Source organism: Mesorhizobium sp. WSM4836, from assembly GCF_055811815.1.
The window spans coordinates 332,100-352,758 of the sequence record NZ_JBVVQF010000004.1 but is presented as its reverse complement, the minus strand read 5'-3'; the positions used below and the strand labels follow the sequence as shown (position 1 = coordinate 352,758).

Genomic DNA, 20,659 nt, shown 5'->3' with positions numbered 1-20,659 from the left:
TTGATCTCGACCAGCACCTCGCCATCGCGGGGACCTTCGAGGTCGACCTCCATGATCTCCAGCGGCTTTCCGGCGGCGACGGCGACAGCGGCGAGCGTTTTCATCAGGCAATCCTCCCAAGACAGTCTGCAGTCCAGGTTAGATTTAACTTACCTCTCAGCTCTGCGCTATGCACGAAGCGACGTTCCGACCCCGGATTTTCGTCAGCGCTCGCCGATTTGCATCCGGGATAGGCTCCGACTTGCCTTGACCGGCCCCCTGAAGCCCATAAAACGGGAAGCCCGTAAAAAAGGGCAGCCGAGGGACGAGGCCTGCATGTTCACAAAGATCCTGGTCGCCAACCGTGGCGAGATCGCCTGCCGCGTGATCAAGACGGCGCGCAAGATGGGCATCGCCACCGTCGCGGTCTATTCCGACGCCGACCGCGACGCCGTGCATGTCGAAATGGCCGACGAGGCGGTGCATATCGGGCCTTCCCCTGCCGTGCAAAGTTATCTGGTCGCGGAAAAGATCATCGCCGCCTGCAAGGCGGCAGGGGCTGAGGCCGTGCATCCCGGCTACGGTTTCCTGTCCGAGCGGGCATCCTTCTGCGAAGCGCTGGAGCAGGAAGGCATCGTCTTCATCGGTCCGAAGCCCAAAGCCATCAAGGCGATGGGCGACAAGATCGAATCGAAGAAGTTCGCCAATGCGGCCAAGGTTTCGACGGTGCCCGGCTGGCTCGGTGTCGTCGACAACGCCGAGCATGCCGAAAGGATAGCCGGCGAAATCGGCTACCCCGTGATGATCAAGGCCTCGGCCGGCGGCGGCGGCAAGGGCATGCGCATCGCCTGGAGCAAGGCAGAGGTGCGCGATGGCTTCGACCGGGCGCGCTCGGAGGCCAAAAGCTCGTTCGGCGATGACCGCGTCTTCATCGAAAAGTTTATCGTCGATCCGCGCCATATCGAAATCCAGGTGCTCGCCGACGCACATGGCAACACGCTCTACCTCGGCGAGCGCGAATGCTCGATCCAGCGCCGAAACCAGAAGGTCGTGGAGGAGGCGCCGTCGCCGTTCCTCGATGCCAAGACCCGCAAAGCCATGGGCGAGCAGTCCGTGGCGCTGGCCAAGGCGGTCGATTACCAGAGCGCGGGCACGGTCGAATTCATCGTCGACAGCGACAAGAACTTCTATTTCCTGGAAATGAACACGCGCTTGCAGGTCGAGCATCCGGTAACGGAGCTCATCACCGGCATCGACCTGGTCGAGCAGATGATCCGCGTGGCAGCCGGCGAAAAGCTCGCCATCAAGCAGAGCGACGTCAAGCTGAACGGCTGGGCGGTGGAAAGCCGCCTCTATGCCGAAGATCCGTATCGCAACTTTCTGCCGTCGATTGGCCGGCTGACGAAATACCGGCCGCCGGAAGAAGGAAAATTCGGCGACATCGTCATCCGCAACGACACCGGCGTCACCGAAGGCTCGGAAATCTCGATGTACTATGACCCGATGATCGCCAAGCTGTGCACCTGGGCGCCGACGCGGCTGGCGGCGATCGATGCGATGTCGGAAGCGCTGGACAGTTTCGTCGTCGACGGCATCGAGCATAACATACCGTTCCTGGCGGCGCTGATGCAGCATCCGCGCTGGCGCGAAGGGCGGCTGTCCACCGCTTTCATCGCCGAGGAATATCCCGACGGCTTTGCGCCGATCGTGCCAGACCCCGAGGAGAAAGCGGTGCTGGCTGCGATCGCTACCGCGGTCGAACTTCTGCGCCGCGACCGGCTCGACCGCCTGGGCGGGCGGCTGACACCGCATTCGGGCGCCTTGAAACGCGATTGGGTGGTGAAGATCGGACGGGATTATCTTTCGCTCGCCATCGTCGAAGGCATGATCTCCATTCCGGTGGAGCTCGATCTCACAATCGACGGCGGCAAGCCGCTGGCCGTGACATCCGACTGGCGGCCGGGCGATCTCATCTGGCGCGGCACGGTCGGCGGCCGCAAGGTCGCGGCGCAGGTCAGGCCGGTGCTGAACGGGTTCCGCATCGCCTGGAAGGGCATATCCGTAACGGCGCGCGCCATGCTGCCGCGCATCGCCGAGCTCGAACGGCTGATGCCTGAAAAAATCGCGCCGGATACTTCGAAGATGCTGCTTTGCCCGATGCCCGGCCTCGTCGTGTCGATCGCCGTTGCCGAAGGGCAGGAGGTCAAGGCCGGCGAGACGCTTGCCGTGGTCGAGGCGATGAAGATGGAAAACGTGCTGCGCGCCGAGCGCGACCTCATAGTGTCGAAGCTCAACGCCAAGCCCGGCGACAGCCTTGCCGTCGATGCGGTGATCATGGAATTCGCGTGAGGCTGGAACCCGCCTGAGGTCGCGCTCCTTCGCGCCCCCTCTGTCCTGCCGGACATCTCCCCCCAAGTGGGGGGAGATCGGCCGTCATCTCCGCTTTCGCCAATTTCCCAACGTTGCAGGACCGAGGGAGGCGCCGAAACTGCCAATCTCCCCCCTCGTGGGGGAGATGTCCGGCAGGACAGAGGGGGGCGCGAAGGAACGCGACCGAAAACTGGTTGAGCAACGACCTCCGGACAAGAATTCACATTTTTCGTCGTCGCAACGTATTTTGTTCTTGCTTTGTGCCGGCAGCTATGCTACTAATTTGGGTATGGTGCTAATTGGCTCCAACGACCCGCCGCTGTGGCGGGTTTTGTGTTTTTCAGGGCCTGAGGTTGGCGGGACAGCGCCCGCCTCTGTCCTGCCGGACATCTCCCCCTCTAACGGCGAGATTGGCAGCTTTGGGGGCGGCGCCTTTTCTGCCGACGGGAGCGATTGCTAGGCTCGCAAGGCTCCGATCCGCTGGACTAGTGCTACCTGCTGCCGGACTATACATCTTCGTCGACTGAGTCCTTGTGAGGCACGAAAAAACCATGGCGGATGAGAGACTTCCACGCGATCCCTTGCTGCGCGAGGCCTATGCGAAGGCGTCGCGGGCGGAGCAGGCGGCGCGTCGGTTCATTCATCTGCGCGTGCATTCGGCCTATTCGCTGCTCGAAGGTGCCCTGCAGCTCGGCAAGATCGTCGGCTATGCGGTGCAGGACGAGTGCCCGGCAATTGCCGTCACCGATACCAACAATCTGTTCGGCGCACTGGAATTCGCCCAGAAGGCGGTAAAGGACGGCATCCAGCCGATCATCGGCTGCCAGATCGACCTCGCCTTTTCCGGTGAGGCGAGCGACAGCCAGCGCGACCGCAGGCGGCAAGGGCCGGAGATGCGGCCGGTTGTCCTGATCGCCGCAACCGAGGCCGGCTACGGCAATCTGGTCAGGCTGGTCAGCCGCGTCTACCTCGAGACACCGCCCGGCGAAGCGGTGCATCTGACGACCGAGATGCTGCAGGGCCATTCAGACGGTCTGATCTGCCTTACGGGCGGGCCGCGCGGTCCGATCGGCAATGCCTTGAAGGAGGACCGCCGCGAACTCGCCGAGACCCGGCTCTTAGGGCTCAAGAGCCTGTTCGGCGACCGTCTCTATGTCGAACTGGAGCGCGTCTCCGGCTATGACCGCGCGATCGAGCAGTCGTCGCTCGACCTCGCCTACCGCCACGATCTGCCGCTGGTTGCCACCAACGAGGCGTTTTTCTTTTCTCGTGAAGACTATGAGGCGCATGACGCGCTAATCGCCATCGCCGAAGGCTCCGTAGTTGCGGCCGACAATCGGCGGCGGCTGTCGGCCGACAATTTCCTGAGAAGCCAGGCCGATATGGCGAGGCTGTTCGCCGATCTGCCAGAAGCAATCGACAACACCGTCGAGATCGCGCTGCGCTGCTCGTATTACCCGAAGACGCGCAATCCGATCCTGCCGCGCTTTGCCGGCCGCGATGTCGCCGACGCCGATGCGGCGGTCAAAGCGGAGGCGCAGGAGCTTGCCAAGCAGGCGCATGAAGGGCTGGAGGCACGGCTTGCGGCGCACGGGCCGACGCCCGGCTATACAGTCGAGCAATATCGCAAGAGGCTGGATTTCGAGCTCGGCGTCATCGAGAAGATGAAATATCCCGGCTATTTCCTGATCGTCGCCGACTTCATCAAATGGGCGAAGGCGCAAGGCATTCCGGTCGGGCCGGGCCGCGGTTCGGGCGCCGGCTCGCTGGTCGCCTATGCCACGACCATCACCGACATCGATCCGCTGCGCTTTTCGCTGCTGTTCGAGCGCTTCCTCAATCCCGACCGCGTGTCGATGCCCGACTTCGACATCGACTTCTGCCAGGACCGGCGCGAGGAGGTCATCCGCTACGTCCAGCAGAAATACGGCCGCGACCAGGTCGGCCAGATCATCACTTTCGGCACGCTGCAGGCGCGCGCGGTGCTGCGCGATGTCGGCCGTGTGCTGCAGATGCCTTACGGCCAGGTCGACAAGCTGAGCAAGATGGTGCCGTCGAACCCGGCCAATCCGGTCAAGCTCGCCGACGCCATCGCCAACGAGCCGCGCTTTGCCGAAGAGGCGGAGCGTGAGCCGGTCGTGCAGACGCTGCTCGACACGGCGCAGAAGCTGGAAGGTCTTTATCGGCACGCCTCGACGCACGCCGCCGGCATCGTCATCGGCGACCGGCCGCTGTCGGAACTGGTGCCGATGTACCGCGATCCGCGCTCGGACATGCCGGTCACCCAGTTCAATATGAAGTATGTCGAGCAGGCCGGGCTGGTGAAATTCGACTTCCTTGGCCTGAAGACGCTGACGGTGCTGGACAGGGCGGTCAAGCTGATCCGCCGCCGCGGCATCGAAATAGATCTCGCCCATATTCCGCTCGACGACCCGGAAACCTACGCCATGCTGTCGCGCGGCGAGGTCGTCGGCGTGTTCCAGGTGGAAAGCGCCGGCATGCGCAAGGCGCTGATCGGCATGCGGCCCGACTGCATCGAGGACATCATTGCGCTGGTCGCGCTCTACCGGCCGGGGCCGATGGAGAACATCCCGACCTACAACGCCAGAAAGCACGGCGAGGAGGAGATGGCGTCGATCCACCCGAAGATCGACCATCTCGTCAAGGAGACGCAAGGCGTCATCGTCTACCAGGAACAGGTGATGCAGATCGCGCAGGAGCTCTCCGGCTATTCGCTGGGCGAAGCCGATCTGCTGCGCCGCGCCATGGGCAAGAAGATCCGCGCCGAGATGGACAAGCAGCGCGAGCGCTTTGTTTCGGGTGCGGTGGAGCGCGGCGTCGGCAAGCCGCAAGCCGACTTCATCTTCGACCTGCTGGCAAAGTTCGCCGACTACGGTTTCAACAAATCGCATGCCGCCGCCTATGCCGTCGTCTCCTACCAGACGGCCTATCTGAAGGCGCATTACCCCGTCGAATTCCTGGCCGCATCGATGACGCTCGACATGGGCAATACCGACAAGCTCGCCGATTTCCGCCAGGATGCGCTGCGCCTCGGCATCGAGGTGGTGGCGCCGTCGGTGATGACGTCGTTCCGGGATTTCGAGGTCGGCGAGAACCGCATCTTCTATTCGCTGGCCGCGCTCAAGGGCGTCGGCGACGCGGCGGTCGAGCACATTGTCGCCACGCGCGGCGAAAAACCGTTCAAGAGCCTCGCCGATTTTTGCGAAAGGGTCGATCCGAAGATCGTCGGCAAACGCGTCTTCGAAAGCCTGATCATGGCCGGCGCGCTCGACTGGTTCGGTCATGACCGCGCGGCGATGATGGCCGGGGTCGAGCGGATGATGGGGCTGGCGTCGCTGGCGCAGCAGAACGCCGTTACCGGCCAGCACGACATCTTTGGCGCCTCGCTCGGCGCACAGTCGCAGGCGCTCAACCTGCCGGCGACCGAGCCCTGGCTCGCCGCCGACCGCCTGCACCGTGAATTCCAGGTGGTGGGGTTCTATCTCTCCGCCCATCCGCTCGACGAATACAAGGCGGCGCTGCAGAAAATGCGGGTGCAGACCTGGGGCGAGTTTTCGGCCGCCGTCAAACGCGGTGCTGCCGCCGGCCGGCTCGCCGGTACGGTCACGACCAAGCAGGAACGCAAGACGCGCACCGGCAACAAGATGGGCGTCGTGCAGTTTTCCGACACGTCAGGCCAGTATGAAGCGGTGCTGTTTTCCGAGGGGCTGGCGCAATACCGCGACCTGCTCGAACCCGGCCGCTCGGTGGTCATCACCGTTTCGGCCGAGGACAGGCCGGAAGGCGTCAATCTGCGCATCCAAACCGTGCAGTCGCTGGAGGACGAGGCAAGCCGTATCCAGAAAGCGTTGCGTATCTTCGTCAGGAATGACGCACCGGCATCGACAATCCAATCGCAGCTTGGCCAGCGTGGCGACAGTCAGGTGAGCATCATCGTCGTCAAGGAAGGCGGCGAGGGCGAGGTCGAGATCGAACTGCCCAACCGTTATCGCGTTTCGCCGCAGATCGCGTCGGCCATGCGTGCTGTGCCGGGCGTGGTCGAGGTGGAACTGGTCTAAGAGTATCGCACGCTTATGACGCGGCGATCTCCGCCGGTTGCTGTGCTCTGCGCTGCAGATTGAGCAGATTGCCGAGCAGGATCAGCGCACCGCCGCAGGCGGTGAAGGCGTCGATCTGCTCGTGATAGAGCAACCACCCGATCACCGCCGACAGCGGCACGCGCAAAAAGTCCATTGGCGAGATGACGGTTGCATCGGCATGGACAAGTGCGCGGGCCATGCAGAAATGCGAGGACATGCCGGTGAAGGCGATCAGCAGGATCCACGGCCAGAGCTCGAGCGGCGGGTTGCGCCATTCGTAAAGCGCCGGGACGAGGCCAAGCACCGACTGGATGATCAGCATCCAGAAGATGATGCGCACGACGCTGTCCGTCCGCGTCAGCGACTTGACGAGGACCACCGAGACGCCGAAGCAGACCGCGGCTCCCAGCACGATGACATGTCCCGGATTGACCGCGCCGACGCCCGGACGCACGATGATTACAACGCCGATCAGCCCGAGCACGATCGCCGCGAGCCGTGGCCGGGAGAGCCTTTCGCCGAGGAAAGCGACGGCCAGCAAAGCGGTCCAGATCGGCGTGGTGAATTCGATCGAGATCAGCACGGCAAGCGGGATGAGCGTCAGGGCGTAGAGCCAGGCAGCCTGGCCGGTATAGTGGACGACGTTGCGGGCGATATGGGCCAGCGGACGCCTGGTGCGCATCGCGTCAAAGCCGCCTGATATCATGACCAGCGGCAACAGTATGAAAAAGCCGATCACCGAGCGCAGCTCGAGCACCTGGAAGACGTTGAGTTCGGCCGTCGTGGCCCGGCCAGCCACCGACATCGCCAGGAACGAGGCGATCGACAGCGCCATCCAGAACGCGGCCTTGGGGATCGAAGGTGCAGGTGCCATGCGCGCTATGTCGCAAGCCGGGGCTCTCATCGCAACCGCTAGCCGACGCATTCGACTGGGCCAGCGTGAAGCGTTGCAAACAGTGATGTTGAAGCCGGAACTCGCGGCTGAGGGAAGCGTTGGTCCCTCAGTGTTTGCGTGCTGGTTTGGATACCAACGAGGAGCGGTCCGATGAAATCACTCGCACGATTTGTACTTGCCGGCTGCCTGACGGCCGGGGCTGGCGCAGCGCATGCCGACGATCCGGATTTTCTTCGCTCATTCCAGGGGAATTTCGCGGGTAAAGGCATCGTCAAGGTCACCACCGATGCGCCGACGGTGAATGTCTCGTGTCATTTCAATTCCGACGCGACGTCGAGCTCGTTGTCGCTCGACGGCAGCTGCCGTGGTCTTGTCGTCGTGACGCGCGCCATCAGCGCGGATCTCAGATCCAGCGGGGCGAAATACAGCGGCACCTATGTCGGATCGCGCACCGGGCCGGCGCAACTGAGCGGCAGCCGCTCCGGCAACGCAATCAATCTCGGCATCCATTGGGCCAAGGAGGTCAATGGCGATCGCACGGCGCAAATGAGGGTCGAGAAGAACGGTGAGGACGGCATGCGGCTGATCGTCGTCGATACCGATCCGAAAACCGGCAAGAGCGTGGTGACCACCCGGATCGATCTGCGGCGCACCTGACGATCATTCATTCCTCGACCGGTTCGGGCGGATGGGCATCGCGGCCCTTGCCGAAGGTATAGCCGGTTTCCACCGCCCTGCGGCCGAACTTGTCGCGCAGCGTGTCGATGGCGCCTTCGGCCATGGCGCGCTTGCGTGACTGGACGTCGACCAGATCGGGCGGGTCCGCGCTGTCATCGTCGGAGAGATCGCTGACGCCAATGCCGAGCAGCCGGTATTTCGTGCCATCCGCTTCCTTGCGCAACAGCTCGAGCCCGGTCGAGAAAATGCGGTCGGCCAGCCGGGTCGGATCGCCGAGCTGGCGATTGCGCGTGCGGATCTTGAAATCCTGGGTCTTCAGCTTGAGGACGACGGTGCGTCCGGCAATGCCGGATTTTTTCAGCCGGGCCGAGACTTTTTCCGACAGCGCCCTCAGCACCGAAACCAGTTCTTCGACGGAGGCAATGTCGGTGTCGAAAGTGGTTTCCGCCGAGACGCTTTTCGCGTCCTGGTCGGGAACGACGCGACGGTCGTCCTCGCCGCGCGAAAGCCGGTAGAGGCGGTCGCCCATGACGCCGTAGCGGCGCATCAGGTCGCCGCGTTCCATGCGCTGCAGCTGGCCGATGGTGCGGATGCCGTCGCGCTCGAGGGTGACGGCAAAGGCCTTGCCGACGCCCCAGATCAGCGTCACCGGCTGCTCGGCCAGGAAGCCGATAGCCTCGGCCTCGCCGATCACCGAAAAGCCGCGCGGCTTGCGGAAGTCCGACGCCACTTTGGCCAGGAACTTGCAGTAGGAAAGGCCGGCCGAAACGGTGATGCCGATCTGTTTTTCGACGCTGAGCGCGAAGCGCGCCAGCACCACCGCGGGCGGCAGGCCGTGCAGGCGCTCGGTACCGGCGAGGTCGAGAAAGGCCTCGTCGATCGAGAGCGGCTCGACCAGCGGCGTCAGCGCCTGCATCATGGCGCGAACCTCGCGGCCGACGCGGACGTATTTTTCCATGTCTGGCGGGAGGACCACCGCTTCCGGGCAGGCTTCGAGCGCCTTGAACATCGGCATTGCCGAGCGCACGCCATGGATGCGGGCGATATAGCATGCGGTGGAGACGACGCCGCGCTTGCCGCCGCCGATGATCAATGGCCGGTCCTTCAGCGCCGGGTTGTCGCGCTTTTCGACCGCCGCGTAGAACGCGTCGCAATCGATATGGGCAAGATGCAGCCGGTAGAGCTCCGGATGGCGGGCAAGCCGTGGACTGCCGCAGCGCTCGCAACGGCGTGCCTCGCTGCGCTGAAAACTCAGGCAGTCGCGGCAAAAACCGTGTTCGGGATTGTTGACAGGGGCCGCCATCGCTGCGAACATAAAGAGAACAAATGCAATGGTACGTCAGGACGGACGCCACGACAAGGCGGTGGGCCGGGAGAGAGCTCATGAATACGACCATAGCGCCGCTAGTGCCCGAGCTTTGGGCGGATTTCGAAGACCTTTTCGGCAAGCAAGGCGCCTGCTACGGCTGCTGGTGCACACATTTCCGGCTGTCGCCGGCAGTGCGCCGCGCGAGCAACCGGGAGCGCAACAAGGATCATATCAAGGCGCGGGTCGAGACCGGGCCGCCGCCCGGTCTGCTAGCATTCGAGGACGGCAAGGCAGTCGGCTGGATGCAGATCGGTCCGCGCGCCGACGTGCCGGAGTGGAACAACCATGGCAGGGGGTCGGCGCCGCTCGACCCCGCCGATGCCACCGATCCAGGCGTCTGGGCGATCTCCTGCTTTTTCATCCGCGCCAAGGCACGCGGCAGGGGCCTGTCGCACCGTCTGGTCGCGGGCGGCATCGAGTTCGCCCGCCGGAACGGCGCGCGCCTGATCGAGGCCTGCCCGATCGACCTGTCGAAGGATTCGCGCTCGATCGGGCTGTTCGTCGGCTCATCGCGGGTCTTCGAAAAGGCCGGCTTCCAGCGGCTGGTCGAACGCAAGCCGGGCCGGCCGCTGGTGCGGCTGGCGCTTTAGCTGGTTGTGTTGTGGCTGTGACGGTATCGTCCTATCAATGCTCGAAGCGGCTTTGAGTTCAGTGATCGAAAATGGGGGTTAACATGAAGCGTGTTTTGCCATTTGTTTTACTTCTTGCCTGCAGCGCACCGGCCTTGGGCCAAGCGGTCGACAGGCAAGGCGCGAAGCAGCTTTCCGACGATCTGGCGCACTACATCGGCAAGAAGCCGTTCGATACCGGGTTCGTGAAAATTTCAGTCGACGGCGATGCCTACAAGCTCGCATTCGACTTCAAGCCGGTCACGGATTTGATGGCAAAGCAGCAAGCCTTCAAGTTCGACTTCACGCCTTACTTCATCTTGGTCAAGCCACGCAAAGATGGACAGTGGGACGTTTCGGCGGACGTGTCCCCGAAGGGGTCTGTCGATTTCGTTGGCCCTGAGGGGGCGCAGCACATCGACTTCTCCGTGTCGGACAACAAGTTCACCGGAGTTTATGACCCCGACCTGGCCGCTTTCGCGAGCGCAACCGGTTCGATGGCTGGCATGACGATGACCACCCGAGAGCCCAAGCAGCAGGCGGATGTCACGGTCGGTCCTGGCACTGCCGTAATAGTTTCGACCAAATCCGCAAATGGCGGCATTGATTTCACGGTGACGGAAAAAATAAGGAACTTCGCCGAAACGATCAAAGTCAACGATCCGAAAAGTGGGTTGAGTTTTCCGGCTGCTGTAAAAGCGCCTGAACTTTCCGTGGATGCGACCGGCAAGGGTTTGCGGACAAGGCCGCTGCTCGACCTGCTTGCTTTCATCTTGGCGACTGATGATGCAGCCAAATTCAAGGCGGATGAGGCGGAGTTCAAATCGCTTCTGACGGCAGCACTGCCATTGTGGGAGCGGATCGACGGCACCTACGGCTTCAAGGACTTTGTGGTGGAGAGCCCGGTAGGCAAGTTCGGTGCGACCCAACTGAATACCGCCGTCGGCATGGACGGCATCGCCAAGGACGGCAAGATCAACTACGCGTTCAAGGTTTCCGGTCTGACAATACCACAGCAGGTGCTGCCCAGCTGGAGCGTTGCGTTGCTGCCGACGGATATCGACCTCAACTTCGGCGGCACCAATATCGATCTCGACAGCATGGCGAAAAAGGCCATCGAAACCCTTGATCTTAATAAAAATCCACCGCTGCCGAGCGATTTCGGCGACCAGATTTCCGCTGATTTCCTGGCCAAGACCCCCAAGCTGGTCCTAGGGCACAGCACCGTGAAGAACGGCAATGTCGAAGTCGCGATGGAAGGTGAAATGACGTTCCCCGGCAAGAAGCCCGAGGCGAGCATGACCATCGATGTCGCGGGCTATAACAAGATTGTGGAGGCTCTGCAAACGGCGGCCAAGACCGAACCGGAAGCGGCACAGTATTTTCCGTTCGCACTCGCCGTCAAAGGGTTCGGCAAGGCACTGCCGGATGGTCGACTGGAATGGGTCGTCAACGCCAAGGCAGACGGTTCGGTCACGGTCAACGGCGCCATGCTGAAGCCGGCCGATCCTGCTGGGACGGACAACAGTGGGGAAGAGGCAACACCATAAAACACCAGCAGTGGCCCATCGTCTGCGGCAGGTTCTTCGATTTGCCCGCAGCCTCGGGATCGTCGCCTAAATCGAATGCTCATGATTGTCGTCGCCGAGCGGCAGCGCCCGCAAGGCCTTGCCGACTGCGGCGGGTGGCGTTCCGGTCTCCTCGGAAAAACGCATCAGCGTCGGCTCGTGGGCGAGGATGAACTGCAGCACGCCGGCCAGGAATCCCGGCTCGCCGGCTGCCCGGCGGATGGAATGGGCTTCGATGCCGGTGATCGCCAGGAAGCGGGGCAGAAGTTCCGGATCGGCGGCGACGAAGCCCAACGCCTTTACGGCAATGGTTTCCGCTTCCTCGCGCATTGACGCTGCGTTTGCCATCGCTACCTTCCTTCGTCGGCGGAATAGTTTTGTTTTCGCAGTAGTGGCAAGTGTTGCCGGCAGCAAGCTCGCCGACCTGGAATCCGAACGCTTTTTCGGGCGGCCGGTTTCCGTTTCGTCAATCATATTGCCGTATAGTGGGAACAGGTTTGGTGCGTGCCGGCAAGGGGCGCATGACGGCACCCCTTCGAGTGGAAGGTCAGCCGGGACGGGAAATCGATGCCTAAAAAGGTTATGATCGTCGAAGACAACGAGCTCAACATGAAGCTCTTTCGCGACCTCATCGAAGCGAGCGGCTACGAGACGGTGCGCACACGCAACGGCCTGGAAGCGCTGGATCTGGCGCGGCAGCACAGGCCGGACCTCATTCTGATGGACATCCAACTGCCCGAAGTGTCGGGCCTCGAGGTCACCAAATGGCTGAAGGAGGACGATGATTTGCACGTCATCCCAGTCATCGCCGTCACCGCCTTCGCGATGAAGGGCGACGAGGAGCGCATCCGCCAGGGCGGCTGCGAGGCATATATCTCCAAGCCGATCTCGGTGCCGCGCTTCATCGAGACCATCAAATCCTACCTGGGCGATGCCTGATGTATCTTTCCAGCCGAGCCGGAGCTTTGTGAAATGACCGCGCGGATACTCGTCGTGGACGACATCTCAGCCAATGTCAGGCTGCTGGAGGTTCGGCTGCTTGCCGAATATTTCGAGGTTCTGACCGCCACCAACGGGCCGGATGCGATCGAGATCTGCGAGAACGGCAAGGTCGACGTCGTGCTGCTCGACGTGATGATGCCCGATATGGACGGATTTGAGGTCTGCCGGCGGCTGAAGGGTGACCCGGCGACATCGCACATCCCGGTCGTGATGATCACCGCGCTCGATCAGGTTTCGGACCGGGTGCGCGGCCTCGAGGCCGGCGCCGACGATTTTTTGACCAAGCCGGTCAACGATCTGCAGCTGATGACGCGCGTCAAGAGCCTGGTCAGGCTGAAGTCGCTGACCGACGAGCTGCGGCTGCGCGCCTCGACGACGCGCAATATCGGCATCGAGGAGCTGTTGAGCCGCAACTTCGCGGCCGACGACGCGGTGCCGAAGGTGCTGCTGGTCGACGAGCGCAAATCCTCCTTCGAGCGCATCCAGAAGATGCTGCGCGGCAGCGCCGATCTCGACATCGCCACCGATCCGCATGCCGGCTTCTTCCAGGCCGCCGAGCAGCCCTACGAATGCGTGATGATCTCGACGGCCTTCGCCGATTTCGACCCGCTGAGGCTCTGCTCGCAATTGCGCTCGCTCGATCGCACCCGTTTCCTGCCGATCATCCTTCTGGCGGACGAGGGCGAGGAGGGGCGCATCATCCGCGGCCTCGAACTCGGCATCAACGACTATCTGATGCGGCCGATCGACCAGCAGGAGCTGACCGCGCGGCTGCGCACGCAAGTGCGCCGCAAGCGCTACAACGACCAGCTTCGCGCCAGCGTCACCCAGACCATCGAGATGGCGGTGACCGATGCCCTGACCGGCCTGCACAACCGCCGCTATCTCGACAGCCATCTGCAGACGCTGTTCGACCGCGCGGTGGCACGGCGCCGGCCGCTGTCGGTGATGATCACCGATCTGGACCGCTTCAAGAGCATCAACGATACGCATGGCCATGATGGCGGCGACGACGTGCTGCGCGAATTCGCCCGCCGGCTGCGCAAGAATGTGCGCGGGATCGATCTGGCCTGCCGCTTCGGCGGCGAGGAGTTCGTCGTGGTGATGCCGGACACGGACGGTGCGGTAGCCGAAAAGGTTGCCGAACGCATTCGCGCCGAAATCGCCCAGCTGCCGTTTGCCGTCGGCGCAGAAGGAAAGGCCATCGAAGTCACCGTCAGTGTCGGCGTGTCGTCGGTGCTGAAAGGGCTGGATACGGTCGCGGCGCTGATGAAACGCGCCGACCTCGCGCTCTACGAAGCCAAGAGCGGCGGCCGCAATCGCGTCGTCGCCAAGGCGGCGTAGCACCGAACGCCAACTACCCTGTCAAGCCGACAAGGTTACGAATTTACCTTAATCCAAGCGAGTTGCGAGGCTTGGTTAAGAAACTGTTGATTTTCATAAGTTGTTGCGCAAATGTGCAGCCCTTAGACGTAACCGGCACGAGGCTAGATCGCCGGTTCGACTCGAAGAATACCCCATGATGCTCAGGTCCGCCGCATCTCCTGGGTCCGTGGGGTCGGCCGGCCGGCGCTGGCACATAGTGGCCTCCTCGTACCGCTGCCAAACGCCGGCCGGCCCCCAATTTCAAAACACATCAGGATTCTGCGCCAGCATACAGAAGATGCTGGCTTTTTGTCGTGGCAGGTAGACTGCCCCTTGATCCGCACGGTGGGGGCGATGCGCATGTGCCTGCAGCCGATTGACAGGGCCTGTCTTCTATGCAGAATTGGTTGGACCATTGAGCCATTTTGGTGACCCGTTGGCATGACCGAATTCGGCCTTTCGCCCATACACGCAACTGCTCGCGACGACGCGGTGCTCAAGGCGCTGGCCGGCTTTGTGATGCGGGAAGCTCTCGGGCCCGGCCAGAGATTGCCGACCGAACGCATCCTTGCCGAGCGCCTCAAGGTGAGCCGCAACACCGTGCGCGAGGCGCTGACGCGCTGGGAAGGGCTCGGCCTGGTAGAGCGGCGGCAAGGCAGCGGCACCTATCTCAAGGGAGTGGTCTCGCTGGACATGCTGCACATGCCGCTGACGCTGGCCGGCGGCAATGATCTCACCAGCCTGGTGCAGACGCTGGAAATCCGCCGCGCGCTGGAGGCGGAAGCCGCCGCCCTTTGCGCCGTTCGCGCGGGCCAGGTAGATCTCGCCGAGATCGGGCGCAAGCTCGACATTATGGAGCAAGCCTTCCACACGCGCGCCGGGATGTCGGCGGAGGAGGACTGGGAATTCCACCAGTCGATCTATCGCGCTTCCGGCAATCCGCTGTTCGAGCAGATCATCGCCGCCATGCACGAACTCTTCCATCGTTTCTGGGAGCATCCGCTCGGCGTGCGTGATTTCGGCCACGCCAGCTTTCCTTACCACCGCACCATCTACGAACGCATCGCCGCGCACGATCCGGAGGGGGCCCGCGCCGAGGCGCTCAAGCTGATCGCCACCGTCGAGGACGATCTGAAGCGCGGTGCGGCCAAACTCAAACTTTCAGGCCAGAAATGACCGACGATCCCGCCGATTTCGAAAACGACTATCTCGCCGAGGCGGCGACGCTTCTCGCCCATGACGAACCTTTCCCCGGGGGTGCCGTGGTGCCGCCGATCTACCAGACTTCGCTGTTCACCTTTGCCAACTATGCCGAGATGGCCGATACTTTCGCCGGCAGGCGACGCCAGCCGATCTATTCGCGCGGCGACAACCCAACGGTCATGGAGTTTGAGGCGCGTGTCGCCGCTCTCGAAGGCGCGGAAGCCGCGCGCGGCTTTTCCAGCGGCATGGCAGCGATCAGCGCCACGGTGCTTGCTTTCGTCGGTGCCGGCGAGCGCATGGTTGTCGTGCGCAATTGCTACGGCGACGCCTATAGGCTGTTCGAACGGCTTTTGCCACGGCTCAACATCAAGGTCGACTATGTCGACGGGTCCGATCCGGACGCGGTCGCGGCGGCACTTCCCGGGGCCAAGCTGCTCTACCTGGAAAGCCCGACGTCGATGATGTTCGAGCTCCAGGACATAGCGCAGCTGGCGCGGCCAGCCAAAGAGCAGGGCATCATCACCTCGATCGACAATTCCTGGGCGACGCCACTGTTCCAGAAGCCGATTTCGCACGGTGTCGACCTGGTGCTGCATTCGGCCTCGAAATATCTCGGCGGCCACAGCGATACCGTTGCCGGCGTGGTGGCCGGTTCGGCGGCCCATATCCGACACATCAACGAGCAGACCTATTCCTATCTCGGCGGCAAACTTTCGCCTTTCGAGGCCTGGCTGTTGCTGCGTGGTCTGCGCACATTGCCGCTGCGGTTGCCGCATCACATGAAAAGCGGGCTGACCATCGCCGAACGGCTGAAGGCGCATGGCCATGTTGAGCGGGTCAACCACCCGGCCTATTCCAACCATCCAGGCAAGGCGACGCTTGCCGGCTATGCCGGGCTGTTCTCGTTCGAAGTGACGGAAGATGTCGACATCCCGGCTTTTGTCGATGCGCTGAAACTCTTTCGCATCGGCGTCAGCTGGGGCGGCCATGAGAGCCTGGTCGTTCCGGCAAAGGCCTCGCTCGAGCAAACGCCGGGCCTGAATTCGATGGCGCGCTTCGGCGTCAGCCCGCGAACCATCCGCTTCAGTGTCGGATTGGAAAGTGTCGAAGACCTGTGGGCCGATGTCGCCCAGGCCTTCGACAGAGCAAAAAGATAAAGGAGCCGTTCAAAATGGGAGTGCTGAACATGAAGAAACTGAGCATCCTTCTTGGTGCCGTCGCGGGTCTGGCGATTTCCGCCGGCAGCGTTCTGGCCGATTCCACGGTCAAGATGGTCGAGGTCATTACCAGTCCGCCGCGTACCGAATTCCTCAAGAAGCAGATCGCCGAATTCGAGGCGGCCAATCCGGGTGTCAAGGTCGAGTTGGTATCGCTGCCCTGGGGCCAGGCGTTCGAGAAGTTCCTCACCATGGTGCAGGCCGGCGACACGCCCGACATCGTCGAGATGCCGGAACGCTGGATGGGTCTTTATGCGACCAACGGCCAGCTCGAGGATCTCGGGCCATACATGGCCAAATGGGACGATGCCAAAACGCTGGGCGAGCGTGCCAAGCAATTCGGCTCGACGGTCGACAACAAGCAGTACATGATCCCCTACGGCTATTACCTGAACGCGCTGTTCTGGAACAAGAAGCTGTTCAAGGAGGCCGGCCTCGACGGCCCGCCGGCGACGCTCGACGAATTCGTCGAGGACTCCAAGAAGATATCGGCGATACCGGGCAAATACGGCTACTGTCTGCGCGGCGGCCCGGGCGCCTTCAACGGCCTGCATATGTTTATGAACATCGCCGCCGGCAAGGGCGGATATTTCAACGAGGACGGCACCTCGACTATCAACGAGGAAGGCTCGGTCAAGGGCCTGCAGATGCTCGCCGACATGTACAAGAACGGCCTGGCACCGAAAGATGCGGTGAGCTGGGGTTTTAACGAGACCGTCACCGGCTTCTACAGCGGCACCTGCGCCATGCTGAACCAGGATCCCGACGCGCTGCTTGGCATCGCCGACAAGATGAGCGCCGACGACTTCGCCGTGGCGCCGATGCCGGTCGGGCCAAGCGGCAAATCCTATCCGACGCTCGGTTATGCCGGTTGGGCGATGTTTGCCAATTCCCAGCACAAGGACGATGCCTGGAAGCTGATGGCAACGCTTTTGTCGCCCAAGGACAATCTGGAGTGGGCAAAGGAAGTCGGCGTCATTCCGATCCATAACGGCGCCGACCAGGACGCCCACTTCAGGACCGAGCAGTTCAAAGGCTGGTTCGAGGAGCTGAACAATGGCGACAAATACGAGATGGTGACGCCGCCGACGCATCTGGAAAATCTCGGCAATTTCGTCGACCAGGTGGCGATCAAGAATTTTCAGGAAGTGCTGCTTGGCCAGAAGGCGGCCAAGGACGTGGCCGACGAATGGGCCAAGTTCCTGACCAAGGAACAGCAGGACTGGCTGGCCAAGAACAAGAAATAGCTTTTCTTCCTCTTCCTTCTCCCCGCTTGCGGGGAGAAGGTGGCCCGATAGGGTCGGATTAGGGGCAGCGCTATGTTCTGCCGGGCTGGCTCCGCCCCTCATCTGCCTGCCGGCGCTGTCGCCGTCGCTGCACCCGCCTGTCACCGTAGAGCTGCCCGCAACAGAGCTGTCCGTATGACCTATGCCGTGTCCGAAATACGATCCGCCGGCAGGCCGCGAAAGAAGCGGCTATCCCATGACGCGATCGAGCCCTGGCTCTATCTCAGCCCGGCGATCGTGCTGCTGGTCATCGTGCTGCTGGTGCCGCTGGTTATCGGCATCGGCTACTCGTTCCGCAAATTCTCCGCTTTCAAATCCGAATATGTCGGGCTTGGGCAGTATCAGGCGATGCTGTCGGATCCCGTGCTCGGGCAGGCGCTCGTCAACACGCTGTGGTGGACGGCAGCCAGCCTGTTCTTCCAGTTCTTCCTTGGACTTGGCCTGGCGCTGCTGCTCGACACGCCGTTCCGGGGCAGAAAGATCGTGCAGGCGGTGGTCTTCCTGCCTTGGGCGGTGCCGTCCTTCCTCTCCGGCCTGACCTGGGCCTGGCTGTTCAATCCGATCATCGGACCGCTGCCCCACTGGCTCTATGCATTGGGGCTGAAAGCCGAGCCAACCAACGTGCTCTCCGATCCCTCGACAGCCATGTGGGGGCCGATCGTCGCCAACGTCTGGTTCGGCATTCCTTTTTTTGCCATCACGCTTTTGGCGGCGCTGAAGTCGATCCCATCGGAATTGCATGAGGCGGCGGCGATCGACGGTGCCTCGCCGTGGCAGCGCTTCACCAAGGTGACGCTGCCGTTCCTGGCGCCGACCATCGTCATTACCGTCATGCTGCGCACGATATGGATCGCCACCTTCGCCGACCTGATCTTCGTCATGACCGAAGGCGGGCCTGCCGGTTCGACGGCCACAGTGCCGGTCTATATCTACGTCAGCGCGTTCAAGTCGCTGGACAAGGGCTATGCCTCCGCGGTGGCGGTGCTGCTGCTTGTGCTGCTCATCGTCTATGCGGTTGCGCTGATCGGCATCCGCCGTTCGCTGGTAAGGCACGTCTGATGATTGCCGGACGTTCCGCTTCCTCGCGCGTTCTCGGCGGCATCGGCCTTTATGGAGCCATCGGCGCCTACATGGCCTTCGCGCTGTTCCCGATCTTCTGGACGCTGAAGATCTCGGTCACGCCGGAGCGGCTGCTCTATTCCGAAGGCATCACTTTCTGGCCGTCGGAAACGACGCTGCAGAACTTCATCACCGTGCTCGAAGCCACCGATTTTCCGCGCTATTTCGTGAACAGCGTGATTGTTTCTGTGTCGACGGCAGCCTTCGTAACGGTCATTGCCACGCTGGCCGGCTACGCCATGTCGCGATTTTCCTTCCGCGGCAAGGCGACCCTGGCCATCCTGCTTTTGCTCACCCAGACTTTTCCGCTGGTCATGGTCATTCCGCCGATCTACCGCATCATGGGGCAGATCGGCCTGATCAACAGCCTGACCGGCCTCGTCGTCATCTACACCGCCTTCAACACGGCCTTTGCGACCTTCCTGATGCAATCCTTCTTCGACGGCATCCCGCGGGACTTGGAAGAAGCGGCGATGATCGACGGCTGCACCCGCCTGCAGGCGATGCGCAAGGTGATCGTGCCGCTGACGCTGCCCGGCATGGGGGCGACGCTCGGTTTCGTCTTTACCGCCGCGTGGAGCGAGTTGCTGTTTGCGCTGATGCTGATTTCCAGCGACGACCAGAAGACCTTCGCGGTCGGCCTGCTCACATATATCGGCAAATTCGCGGTCGACTGGGGACAGATGATGGCTGCCTCCATCCTGGCGCTGATCCCGGTCTGCGTCTTCTTTGCCTTCCTGCAACGCTACCTCGTCACCGGCCTGACCGCCGGCGCCGTCAAGGGATAGATCAATGGCCTCCGTCACACTCGACAAAGTCCGTAAAGACTATGGAGCCGTGCGCGTCCTGCACGCGGTCGATCTCGAAATCGCCGACGGCGAGTTCGTCGTCCTGGTCGGCCCTTCCGGCTGTGGGAAATCGACTCTGCTCCGCATGATCGCCGGGCTGGAGGAGGTCTCCGACGGCGAAATCCATATTGGCGAGCGCCTGGTCAACGACATCGCGCCAAAGGACCGCGATATTGCCATGGTGTTCCAGTCCTACGCGCTCTATCCGCACATGGACGTGTCTAAGAACATGGGTTTCAGCCTGATGCTGAGGAAGGCCGGCAAGCCGGCGATCGATGCAAGGGTGGACGGTGCCGCCAAGCGGCTCGGGCTTGATGCGCTTCTGCAGCGCCTGCCGCGGCAATTGTCCGGCGGCCAGCGTCAGCGCGTCGCCATGGGACGGGCCATCGTGCGCGACCCGAAGGTCTTTCTCTTCGACGAGCCGCTTTCGAACCTCGACGCCAAGCTGCGCGTCCACATGCGTGCCGAGATCAAGGCGCTGCACCAGCAATTGAAGACCACTTCGGTCTACGTCACCCACGACCAGACCGAAGCCATGACAATGGCCGACCGCATCGTTGTCATGCATGACGGCTTCGTCCAGCAGGTCGGCGCGCCGCTAGACCTGTACGACCGGCCGGTCAACACGTTCGTCGCCGGCTTCATCGGCTCGCCCGGCATGAATTTTCTGCCGGCCGTGGTTGAAAAGGGCGCCAAGCCGGATGCCGTCCTGGCCGACGGGCAGAAGCTGAGGCTGCCGGACGGCCTGCTGCTCAGGGACGGCGATGCGATCACCGTCGGCTTGCGGCCCGAACACATCCGGCTTGCCGACAGTGGCGCGTTGAAGGGAGAAGTGGGCGTGGTGGAGCCGCTCGGCCTGTCGACCCAGTTCTATACCAGGCTTGCCGGCCAGCAGGTCTGCGTGTTTGCCATGGGCCGGGCCAGCGTGAAGCCGGGTGAGGCCGTGCGCCTGTCGGCTGATCCGGCATCGCTGCATCTGTTCGATCCGGCAAGCGGCGGTCGCATCGGTTAGACCTGCATCCCCGAAAACGAAAAACGCCGCCCGGAAGGCG

Annotated in this window: 16 protein-coding genes; 13 read left to right on the top strand and 3 right to left on the bottom strand. The window is 62.6% G+C overall.

The window, feature by feature from the left end:
• Positions 1 to 315 precede the first annotated feature (315 nt).
• Both AC0L2P_RS07785 and dnaE read left to right on the top strand, forming a co-directional pair.
• On the top strand, positions 316 to 2,328 hold the full coding sequence (locus AC0L2P_RS07785; protein ID WP_473500618.1) for an acetyl-CoA carboxylase biotin carboxylase subunit: 2,013 nt from the start codon (positions 316 to 318) through the stop codon (positions 2,326 to 2,328).
• Positions 2,329 to 2,900: 572 nt separating this feature from the next.
• Positions 2,901 to 6,428: a DNA polymerase III subunit alpha gene (gene dnaE, locus AC0L2P_RS07780; protein WP_473500617.1), complete on the top strand. Its 3,528-nt coding sequence runs from the start codon at positions 2,901 to 2,903 to the stop codon at positions 6,426 to 6,428.
• A 13-nt stretch (positions 6,429 to 6,441) separates the two neighbouring features.
• On the opposite strand, the gene AC0L2P_RS07775 is transcribed toward dnaE, so the two are convergent.
• Positions 6,442 to 7,323 carry a DMT family transporter gene (locus tag AC0L2P_RS07775; RefSeq protein WP_473500616.1) on the bottom strand — a complete coding sequence of 294 codons (882 nt, stop codon included), beginning with the start codon at positions 7,321 to 7,323 and terminating at the stop codon, positions 6,442 to 6,444.
• Between the two features lie 171 nt (positions 7,324 to 7,494).
• Between AC0L2P_RS07775 and AC0L2P_RS07770 the strand changes: the two genes are divergently transcribed.
• Entirely contained in the window at positions 7,495 to 8,001 is a 507-nt protein-coding gene (locus AC0L2P_RS07770) for a hypothetical protein (protein ID WP_473500615.1), read from the top strand.
• A 7-nt stretch (positions 8,002 to 8,008) separates the two neighbouring features.
• On the opposite strand, the gene AC0L2P_RS07765 is transcribed toward AC0L2P_RS07770, so the two are convergent.
• Positions 8,009 to 9,337 (bottom strand): DNA polymerase IV, encoded by a 1,329-nt coding sequence (locus AC0L2P_RS07765; protein ID WP_473500614.1) that lies wholly within the window; start codon positions 9,335 to 9,337, stop codon positions 8,009 to 8,011.
• 68 nt (positions 9,338 to 9,405) lie between these two features.
• On the opposite strand from AC0L2P_RS07765, the gene AC0L2P_RS07760 reads away from it, so the two are divergent.
• The gene (locus tag AC0L2P_RS07760) at positions 9,406 to 9,981 is read left to right on the top strand and encodes a GNAT family N-acetyltransferase (RefSeq protein ID WP_473500613.1); all 576 of its coding nucleotides are present in this window, start codon (positions 9,406 to 9,408) and stop codon (positions 9,979 to 9,981) included.
• A gap of 83 nt (positions 9,982 to 10,064) precedes the next feature.
• Positions 10,065 to 11,549, top strand: a complete 1,485-nt coding sequence (locus AC0L2P_RS07755) for a hypothetical protein (protein WP_473500612.1) — start codon at positions 10,065 to 10,067, stop codon at positions 11,547 to 11,549.
• Positions 11,550 to 11,615: 66 nt separating this feature from the next.
• Here the strand turns inward: AC0L2P_RS07755 and AC0L2P_RS07750 are convergent, their stop codons facing one another.
• Positions 11,616 to 11,915, bottom strand: coding sequence for a DUF3572 domain-containing protein (locus AC0L2P_RS07750; RefSeq protein WP_292657779.1), 300 nt, complete (start codon positions 11,913 to 11,915; stop codon positions 11,616 to 11,618).
• Positions 11,916 to 12,134: 219 nt separating this feature from the next.
• Here AC0L2P_RS07750 and AC0L2P_RS07745 point away from each other — a divergent pair, with 219 nt between their 5' ends.
• The 8 genes from AC0L2P_RS07745 (at position 12,135) to AC0L2P_RS07710 (ending at position 20,619) form a co-directional block, all read left to right on the top strand.
• The gene (locus AC0L2P_RS07745; protein ID WP_006334976.1) at positions 12,135 to 12,506 is read left to right on the top strand and encodes a response regulator; all 372 of its coding nucleotides are present in this window, start codon (positions 12,135 to 12,137) and stop codon (positions 12,504 to 12,506) included.
• Positions 12,507 to 12,539: 33 nt separating this feature from the next.
• Positions 12,540 to 13,913 carry a PleD family two-component system response regulator gene (locus AC0L2P_RS07740; protein ID WP_473500611.1) on the top strand — a complete coding sequence of 458 codons (1,374 nt, stop codon included), beginning with the start codon at positions 12,540 to 12,542 and terminating at the stop codon, positions 13,911 to 13,913.
• Positions 13,914 to 14,375: 462 nt separating this feature from the next.
• Positions 14,376 to 15,110: a FadR/GntR family transcriptional regulator gene (locus AC0L2P_RS07735; RefSeq protein WP_473500610.1), complete on the top strand. Its 735-nt coding sequence runs from the start codon at positions 14,376 to 14,378 to the stop codon at positions 15,108 to 15,110.
• Positions 15,107 to 16,294, top strand: coding sequence for a PLP-dependent transferase (locus tag AC0L2P_RS07730; protein ID WP_473500609.1), 1,188 nt, complete (start codon positions 15,107 to 15,109; stop codon positions 16,292 to 16,294). Before AC0L2P_RS07735 ends, AC0L2P_RS07730 begins: the two co-directional genes overlap by 4 nt.
• 29 nt (positions 16,295 to 16,323) lie before the next feature.
• The gene (locus tag AC0L2P_RS07725) at positions 16,324 to 17,601 is read left to right on the top strand and encodes an ABC transporter substrate-binding protein (protein WP_473500608.1); all 1,278 of its coding nucleotides are present in this window, start codon (positions 16,324 to 16,326) and stop codon (positions 17,599 to 17,601) included.
• Positions 17,602 to 17,775: 174 nt separating this feature from the next.
• Entirely contained in the window at positions 17,776 to 18,699 is a 924-nt protein-coding gene (locus tag AC0L2P_RS07720; RefSeq protein ID WP_473500607.1) for a carbohydrate ABC transporter permease, read from the top strand.
• On the top strand, positions 18,699 to 19,547 hold the full coding sequence (locus tag AC0L2P_RS07715; protein WP_473500606.1) for a carbohydrate ABC transporter permease: 849 nt from the start codon (positions 18,699 to 18,701) through the stop codon (positions 19,545 to 19,547). Before AC0L2P_RS07720 ends, AC0L2P_RS07715 begins: the two co-directional genes overlap by 1 nt.
• A gap of 4 nt (positions 19,548 to 19,551) precedes the next feature.
• On the top strand, positions 19,552 to 20,619 hold the full coding sequence (locus AC0L2P_RS07710; protein ID WP_473500605.1) for an ABC transporter ATP-binding protein: 1,068 nt from the start codon (positions 19,552 to 19,554) through the stop codon (positions 20,617 to 20,619).
• The last annotated feature ends 40 nt before the right edge of the window (positions 20,620 to 20,659 follow it).